We start from the raw sequence: 5179 nt of genomic DNA, 5'->3' as shown, positions 1-5179 counted from the left end.
TGACGGGCGTAATCCCAACTTATTCTTATTTTTTAATGTACAGTGCGCCGTTCCGGTCGGTTGCCGGGTTCATGATTCGGCGTAATATGTGATATTTGCAGCTGCCGCCGGCATGCTCCCTCCCATCCAGCAGGGCCTCGAAAAAAATAAAAAACGGTCTCCATAAATAATAAAAAGCAAAAAAAGATCAGATGAAGAAGCGGAACACGACCCATGATATGATCAGCATAATCGCTGAATATTTGAGACCGGCAACAGCCCGCCCTTCACCCATCTGACCGGCGCAGAGACCAGAAAAAAAACCCTGGAGCATCGCTGCATGGGTGAACAGCCGTTTGTATGCCGGAAGATCGATTCGTCCCATAAACTGGCTGCTGGCTGCCGTTGCCGACGCCGCTGTGCCCGCGGTAGCCATGGTGGTCAAAAATGAGCTCACGAGAATCGCGATAACAAACATAAAAACTGCCCACGAGACGATGACGATGATCACGTAGATAAACATATTGTTCCGTCGTTCCTGTGCAAGGTTGACCGTTTCGAAGGTATCGCTTGCTGCGGCACGGAGCACTTCACTGATATCACCGCCGGCCTTGCTTGCCTTTGCAATCAGATCGACACTCCGGTCGGCAAGCGGCGTTCCCAAGCTCTTCCCGAACCGGTACATGCCCTCCACGAAACCGACGCCCCACGACATCTCGTTGTCCAGTTTCCGGATATGGGGGGTCAGGGCCCCATATTCTGCACCGGCGACAAGGTGAACGGCATTGGGGAGTGTCATACCGGAATCATTCATACCGGCCAGGTCGCGGAAGAAGTTGGGGAGTGCATCCTCGAGATTTTTTATCCGCGACTGTTCCCTGAGATCAAGAACTGCCAAAGGAATTATAGAGATAAGTACCGCCAGTACCGCAAAATCATCGATAACCGTCGACGTAAAAAGCACGTTGATACCGTACGTCTTTACCATCGAGACAAACCCGCCGATAAAGACGATCAGCGACAGGGGAATACAGACAATGAGGATATTAATGGGTTGTTCCGTGAGAACCTTGATCGGGTGCTTGAAGAATCGCCCTATCCCTTCCCGGCTCTTCCGTTCAGTCTCCAGTCGGCGGGTGATCTCAGTAAGTTCCCCTTCAACAGAATCCATCTCTGCGGGGGTAAGCGGGCGGGGGGGTTGAGAGTTCGGATCCTTCTTTTGTCCGAACAGGCCCGTGAACGCATCGTTGAATGCCATATCAGGACTCCGGGGTCATGGAACTGATCATGATAATGAACATTATTGTGCCGAAGGGAATCATAAGGTAGATGATAAGATAGAGAAACATCGGAGTTGAGTTCCCTCCTCCACCTCCAATGACGGACATGATCGACTGGATAATGATCAAAAAGAGCGTGCCAGCCACCATTGCGGTCACGTACGACTCCGAGATCAGTGCAAGCGTTTCCAGGAACATTTTTTGGGTCTGGCGGTTCTCCAGGGCATACTGGTTGGCCTTATTACGGAAATAGTCCGTGAGGTTCCCGCCGCTGGAGATACTGGCCATCGAACCCTGTAAAAACTCCTTCATCCGCCGGGAAGGGGTACTCGCAGAGACAATCCTGAGCGCATCGATAAGATCCCTCCCGAAGATATCGATCTCCCGTGCGATATACCGCGCTTCCACGGAACTCTCTCCATAGATCGGGCTGTCCCCCAGAAGGCGGAAGATCTCCGCCGGAGTAATACCGGCGGTGGACATTGAAGTGATATAGTTGATGGCGTAGGGCAGGGTTGCGTCGATATTCCGGCGACGGGTTCCGGCGGCGACCGATGGATACATGAGGAATACCGCATACGTCATCCCGCCAAAGACTGCGAGCGAGATGACGACCACAAAAACAGTCCCGAGGATGAGACTGTACTGGGAGAAAAAGACGACCGTTGCAGGAACATCACCTTTGTATTTTATAAGATTGGGGAGTTTGAGGAACCAGGTAAAAAATCCCAGTACGACCGCTGATACAAGACCGACAAGAACAGAACTGACAACTGCGGTAGAGATATAGACTTCAAACGGCGTTTTAAGCCGGGCCGATATAAGGTCATTGCGGAGTTGGGAGTATTGTTCCCGTCGTGCCTTCATCCGCATGCCAAGGAGATTAAAGCAGAACCGTTCAAAACTATTCATACAGGTCCTTCCTTACACGTTCTATAACAACTTCGGGCTCACGATAATATGAAATGAGGATCTTTGCAACATCCTTGTAATGTCGGATCTTTTTGATGCGCATCCATTCCAGCACTTCCTGCCGGCGCTTGAGTTCTTCCCGCATCCGGTTCTCATTCCAGCCCCGGGCCTCCATGATCTCTTCAAGGATGTAGGACTTCCCCGAATAGGAGATCTCATCGGTCGCTGACCGCCATTTAAATACCTCGTTTGTGATGAGTTCGTTCGTCCGTGGATCGATATCGAGGATCTCGACGATCTGTTTATTCCGGCGGATACGTTTGCCGCCTACACGGGCCTGAACCTGGATACAGACGATATTGAGAGCCGAAAGCATGTTCCGCGGTACATCCATGGGTGGGTTCTCGATACGGTGGACGACGCTCGATACCGAGTCCGCGTGGATCGTGGAGTACGTGACATGGCCGGTGCTCATCGCCTGGAAAAGTGTCTGGCATTCCTTGCCACGGACTTCTCCGACAATGATGTACTCAGGCCGCTGCCGCATGGCGGCACGCAGGAGTTCGTACATGTTGATCTCCCCGCGTCCTGCCGTATCAAACGAGTCCCGCGTTACACTGGGGATCCAGTTGGGGTGGGGGAGTTTCACTTCCCGGGTGTCTTCGAGACTGACGATCTTTGCCATCGGGGGAATAAAAAGGGAGAACGCGTTTAACGACGTGGTCTTACCGGATGCTGTTCCCCCGGCGAAGATCGCTGATTTGCCGTTCTCGACGGCAAGCCAGATGTAGGCGACCGAGAGCGGGGCAAACGTGTGCCATTCGATGAGATCTGTCGGGGTAATTGGCTCATCCTTGAACTTACGGATGGTGAATGTGGAGCCGTGGGCGGTTACTTCCTGCCCGAGCGTCATCTGGATACGGGAACCATCGCTCATGGACGCATCGAGGATCGGTTCCGCAATGGAGATATACTTGCCGGCACGCTGGGCGAGTTTTGTGACAAACGAGTCGAGATCCTCTGCATTGTGGTACATCAGCGTCGTCTTCATTGACTCGTAACTGGCATGGAATGCAAATAACGGAACGTTGACACCATCGCAGGAGATATCTTCGATGAACTTGTCATGCATGATCGCATCGATCAGGCCATCGCCCAGAAAATCCTTGTGCATGTTATACAGCATCTTCTCGCGCTGGACCGGGCTGAGCTTGATCCCGTAATCGGCGATGAGATCGTCCACAGAATTCCTGAGCTGGCGCCGAGCCTCCTCTTTGGAGATATCCTTGGTGTTGACATCGAGTGTTTCAAAAAGGCGTCCTTTTAATTCCTTTAACAGGTCTTTTTCAGGTTCGGAAAGAACGGGTTCGATAACCTGGTAGGTGTATTCATGCGAGGCGTGGTCATAGATAACCCGGACATATGCGTAGGGCTCATTAACCGGGTACATCTCCATCACTTCGATACCCGGTTTTGCTTCAAATGAGAGATCCACCAAGGGGCCATGTAGTTCGGGATCATAGTCCACGGTTGCCGGGTGAATGGCACTGAAGAGCGCCGAAAACCCGGATTTCTTTGTCGCAGCCTTATTTATTTTTTCCTTTTCCAGGGAGATCTCAGATTCGAGATCCTTGAACCCTGCGGTCGAAAATTCCCGCTTCCAGATATCTGCAAGTTCCGGAGGCAGGGTTCCGGTACCGGTGTTTTTAAAGGCATCCATTCTTCCATGAAGATTGATCTCGTCGATCTGGAATGTCGCACCTTTGGGGAGAATAAGCCCCGAGTAATCTGAGATCTGATCAACAGAGATGATCCGTTCATCCGCATCACTCTCGACTGTATCGTCAGACTTCTTTGATGCTGCCCCTTCATTTGTTACCTTTTTTTTCTTGAAAAATGAAGAGGTCCGGTTATCACGGGGATCTTCTTCAATAATTTCGACAGCGGGCTCCGGTTGGGATTCGACAACGGGAGAAGCGGTTTTTTCCTCAGGAGGTGTGGCAGGAGCTGGTGTGGCCGCGGCCCCCGACTGTGCCAGAGATTTTCCCGGCATATCATGCACATCGTTTCCACTCAGGTCGGGGTTCTGCGGAACCGGTTCCGGAGAGGGCATATTTTCAAGACGGTCATTAAAAACATCCGCATTCCCGTGGGATACCGGTGCATCGCTCTTTTCCGGAACTCCCCCGGCAATGTTCCCGGTTTTATTCATGCCAATTTTTTGCATGAGTGCAGAGAAATCACCGGTCCCGCCCGGATATGGTTCTGCCGGTTCGGGCTTTTTTTCGAGCGGTGATGCTGTCGGGACGGCTGATTCGTCTTGAGGCGTCTGTGAGCCCCGGATTCTTTTAAGAAGGGTGCTTATGTCCTCATGAGCCTCGTCATCATGACTCTCCGGTATATCAGCAGACTTCTTTGAGGATGTCCCCCGGGTTGCCTTTCGTTTCCTGAAAAATGAGGACGTCCGGTCATCACGGGGATTTTCTTTGATAATTTCGACATCGGGCGCTGATTGGGTTTCACCAGCGGGAGGAACAGATTTTTCCTCGGATGGGGGGAGGATAGTGGGGGCTGGTGCGGCCCCTGATTGTTCCAGTAACTTTCCCGGCATTTCACGCACATCGTTTCCACTTAGGTCGGGTGTCTGCGGAACCGGTTCCGGAGAGGGCATATCTTCAAACAGGCCATCAATATCATTCGCATCCCCGGGTGATGCGGGATTTGGCGCATCGCTCTTTTCCGGAACTCCCCCGGCAGTGTTTCCGGTTTTGTTCATGCCAAGTTTTTGCATGAGTGCAGAGAAATCACCGGTCCAATCGTGCCCCGGTTCTGCCGGTTCTGGCTTTTTTTCAGGAGATGGTGGTGCCGTACCGGCGGATTTATCTTCCGGCGACTGTGCACCCCGGATTTTTTTAAGAAGGGCACTTATATCCTCATAAGCCTCGTCATCATGTTTTTTCAACCTTCACATCCCCCAGTCCGATAATCACGATCAACAGGTATTACTT

At 51.9% G+C, this 5179-nt stretch carries 3 protein-coding genes; all 3 read right to left on the bottom strand.

The window, feature by feature from the left end:
* Window positions 1-187: 187 nt before the first annotated feature.
* Genes QZN75_RS07260 through QZN75_RS07250 form a run of 3 tightly spaced genes read right to left on the bottom strand, consistent with a single transcriptional unit; the run spans window position 188 to window position 4947 of the window.
* Window positions 188-1237 (bottom strand): type II secretion system F family protein, encoded by a 1050-nt coding sequence (locus tag QZN75_RS07260; protein WP_292426718.1) that lies wholly within the window; start codon window positions 1235-1237, stop codon window positions 188-190.
* A 1-nt stretch (window position 1238) separates the two neighbouring features.
* On the bottom strand, window positions 1239-2171 hold the full coding sequence (locus tag QZN75_RS07255) for a type II secretion system F family protein (RefSeq protein WP_292426714.1): 933 nt from the start codon (window positions 2169-2171) through the stop codon (window positions 1239-1241).
* Window positions 2164-4947 (bottom strand): ATPase, T2SS/T4P/T4SS family, encoded by a 2784-nt coding sequence (locus QZN75_RS07250; RefSeq protein ID WP_292426712.1) that lies wholly within the window; start codon window positions 4945-4947, stop codon window positions 2164-2166. Before QZN75_RS07250 ends, QZN75_RS07255 begins: the two co-directional genes overlap by 8 nt.
* Between the last annotated feature and the right edge of the window lie 232 nt (window positions 4948-5179).

Origin of the sequence: Methanoregula sp., assembly GCF_003170075.1 — an archaeon.
Taxonomy (GTDB): Archaea; Halobacteriota; Methanomicrobia; order Methanomicrobiales; family Methanospirillaceae; genus Methanoregula.
Note: the sequence above shows the minus strand (reverse complement) of the source record. Positions and strands in the feature narration are given on the sequence as shown.

What these genes read in the sequence shown, in the direction of transcription:
- QZN75_RS07255 (WP_292426714.1), bottom strand. Translation starts at nt 2,171, where the DNA reads ATGAATAGTTTTGAACGGTTCTGCTTTAATCTCCTTGGCATGCGGATG.
- QZN75_RS07250 (WP_292426712.1), bottom strand. Translation starts at nt 4,947, where the DNA reads ATGAACAAAACCGGAAACACTGCCGGGGGAGTTCCGGAAAAGAGCGAT.
- QZN75_RS07260 (WP_292426718.1), bottom strand. Translation starts at nt 1,237, where the DNA reads ATGGCATTCAACGATGCGTTCACGGGCCTGTTCGGACAAAAGAAGGAT.